Origin of the sequence: Streptomyces sp. NPDC005899, assembly GCF_040629645.1 — a bacterium.
Lineage (GTDB): Bacteria > Actinomycetota > Actinomycetes > Streptomycetales > Streptomycetaceae > Streptomyces.
In genome coordinates this window covers 1-2897 of the sequence record NZ_JBEXWB010000543.1, presented here as the reverse complement: position 1 = coordinate 2897, position 2897 = coordinate 1, and the positions used below count along the sequence as shown (strand labels likewise).

Genomic DNA, 2897 nt, shown 5'->3' with positions numbered 1-2897 from the left:
CGGCGGTCCGGGCGCCGAAGCGCCGGCCGCCGGCACCGGCGACGCCCTGATGGACCTCGTGCTGCACGAGGTCGCCGGTGTGCTGGGCCACGCCTCCGACAGCGCCGTGGCCCCCGACAGCGTCTTCGACCAGGTCGGCTTCGACTCGCTGACCGCCGTGGAACTGCGCAACAGGCTCACCACCGCGACCGGGGTGCGGCTGCCCGCCACCTTCGTCTTCGACTGGCCCACGCCGCACGCCCTCGTCGCCCACCTCCGGGAGCAGCTACCGCCCGCCGGTGAGGTGCCGACCGAGGCACCGGCGTCCCCGCCCGTCCCCGAGGAGGTCGCGGCACTCGAGTCCGCGATCGGCGCGCGCACCCTGACGGGAGCCGAGCGGGCCGCCGTGCGCGAGCGCCTGCACCGCCTCCTCGACCAGCTGGCCGACCACACCGAGGACGGGAGCCCGTCGTCATGACCCAGTACCCAGCCACCGCCGCGGGCGGCGCGCTCCGCACCACCGCACCCGTCGCCGCACCCCCGCGGGCGGACCTCTGGACGCGGTCGTTCCACGCCAGGCCGGACAGCTCCGCGCTGCTGGTGTGCTTCCCGCACGCGGGCGGTGCGGCGAACACCTTCGCCGCACTGTCCGCCGCCCTCCCCGAGAGCGTCCAGCTGCTCGCCGTGCAGTACCCGGGCCGGCAGGACCGCCGGGGCGAGCCCTGCGCCGAGGACATCGCGACGCTCGCCGCCGGAGCGGCGGCGGCACTGACGCCGTCCGACGGCCGCCCCCTGTACCTGCTCGGCCACAGCATGGGAGCGCTCGTCGCCTTCGAGACCGCCCGCCTGCTCGAGCGACGCGGAGCGGTGGCACGGCTGTTCGTGTCGGCGGCCCGGCCCCCGGCCCAGGACTGGGACGAGCCGGACCTCGACGACCTGGGCGACGACGAGCTCGTGTCCGGCCTCCGCAAACTCGGAGGCGTGCCCGAGGCACTGCTGCGCGACCCCGAGACGCTCGGCGAGGTCCTGCGGGTCCTGCGGGCCGACCACCGCCCGCTGCGTCGCTACCGGTGCGCGCGGGACACGGTCCTGCGCACACCCGTCACGGTGCTCCTGGCCGCCGAGGACCCGAAGAACAGCCTCGGGCAGATGGGGGAGTGGGCCGCGCACACCGGGAGCGGATGCGACGTCGAGACCATCGAGGGCGGCCACTTCGCCCTGACGGAACGCCCCGGGACGACCGCCTCCCTGCTGCTGGGCCGGATGGGCGCCGCCGGTGGGCCGCGGGAGGAGGAGCCGGCCCCGCCCCGCCCCGCCCCGGCCGACCTGGTCCGCGAGATCTACCTGGCCGGGCCCGAGGCCGCCGCGGAGCGCCTCACCACCGACCTGACCGCGCTCGACGCCGCCGCCCGCGACGTGCTCGCCCCGCACGCCTACGGATACGTCCGCGGCAACGCGGGCACCGGTACGACGGCCCGGGCGAACCGGGCCGCCTTCGACCGCTGGAGCCTCCTGCCGAGGATGCTGCGCGGTGTCACCACGCGCGACCTGTCGGTGTCCCTGCTGGGGCAGCGCCTGGCGTCCCCGGTGCTCCTCGCGCCGGTGGCCGCCCAGACCGTGGTGCACCCCGAGGGCGAACTCGCGGCCGTCCGCGGCGCCGCCCTCGCGGACGTGTCGTTCGTCCTGTCCGGCTTCTCCTGCCACAGCATGGAGGAGGTGGCCCGCGCGGCGGGACCGGCTCCCCGCTGGTTCCAGTTGTACTGGCCCTCGGACCTGGAGGTGGCCGAGTCGCTGGTGCGCAGGGCCGAGGCGAGCGGCTACTCGGCCCTGGTCCTCACCGTCGACAACCCGGCCTTCGGCTACCGTCCTGCCGACCTCGACCACGGCTACCTGCCGTTCGTACGGGGCGCCGGGCTCGGCAACTTCACCACGGACCCGGTGTTCCGGGCCGGACTGCCCGAAGGCGCGGGACCCGCGGACGTCGTACGCCACTGGGCGGCCATCTCCGCCAACCCGGGTCTCACCTGGGACCGGTTGCCGTGGCTGCGGCGGCTGACCGGGCTGCCCATCCTCGTCAAGGGCGTCCTGCACCCGGACGACGCACGCCTGGCCCTCGACCGCGGCGCCGACGGCATCGTGGTCTCCAACCACGGCGGTCGCCAGCTCGACGGCAGCATCGCCGCGCTGGACGCCCTCCCGGCGGTGCGCGCCGCGGTCGGCGCGGGCGTCCCGGTGCTGATGGACTCCGGAGTGCGTACCGGGAGCGACGTGGTCAAGGCCCTCGCCCTCGGTGCCGACGCCGTCCTGTACGGCCGCCCCTACCAGTACGGCCTCGCGCTCGACGGGGCGCGGGGCGTCCACCACGTCCTGCGGTGCCTGCTGGCCGAACTGGACCTGGCCCTGACCCTCGGCGGCCGCGGCGCCGTCCGCGACGTCGACGGGGATCTCCTCACCCCCGCGGGCTCCGTCCTGGGCGATGGGCCGGAGCGGCCCGCGGGCCTCATCCGGACCGGCGAGCCCGACGCCCGATGACCGACCGGGTACAGGAGGAGACAGCGCCCATGCACCCGTCCTCGACACGGCCGTGCCCGTGGCCCGCCGAGCCGCCGGCGTCCCACCGCCACGTGCTGGCCTGGCGCCTGACCGGGCGCCTCGACGCCGGCGACCTGCGCAGCGCGTTCGGTGACGTGATGGCACGCCACGGGATGCCGGGGTGTCCGCCGGACGGCGGGCCGGCCGGAGCCGCCGAAGCGGACGTCCCCCTCACCGACGTGGCGCCGGACGACGTGCCCCGGGCCGTCCGGGACTTCGCCACCGCCCGTCCCGGCGCCGCCGGCTGCTCTGGCGCCAGGCGGGCGAGGACGCGCTCACCGGCGACGTACTGCACAGCACGCACGGCAACGACCGACCGACAGCAC

At 76.4% G+C, this 2897-nt stretch carries 3 protein-coding genes; all 3 read left to right on the top strand.

The genetic code is table 11. The features are described from left to right. On the top strand, window positions 1–457 hold a 457-nt coding region (locus tag ABZ371_RS31165; RefSeq protein ID WP_358685989.1), incomplete at its 5' end, for an acyl carrier protein. Further along, the gene (locus ABZ371_RS31160) at window positions 454–2511 is read left to right on the top strand and encodes an alpha-hydroxy-acid oxidizing protein (protein ID WP_358685987.1); all 2058 of its coding nucleotides are present in this window, start codon (window positions 454–456) and stop codon (window positions 2509–2511) included. The genes ABZ371_RS31165 and ABZ371_RS31160, both read left to right, overlap by 4 nt. 29 nt (window positions 2512–2540) lie before the next feature. Then, on the top strand, window positions 2541–2897 hold a 357-nt coding region (locus tag ABZ371_RS31155), incomplete at its 3' end, for a hypothetical protein (protein WP_358685985.1).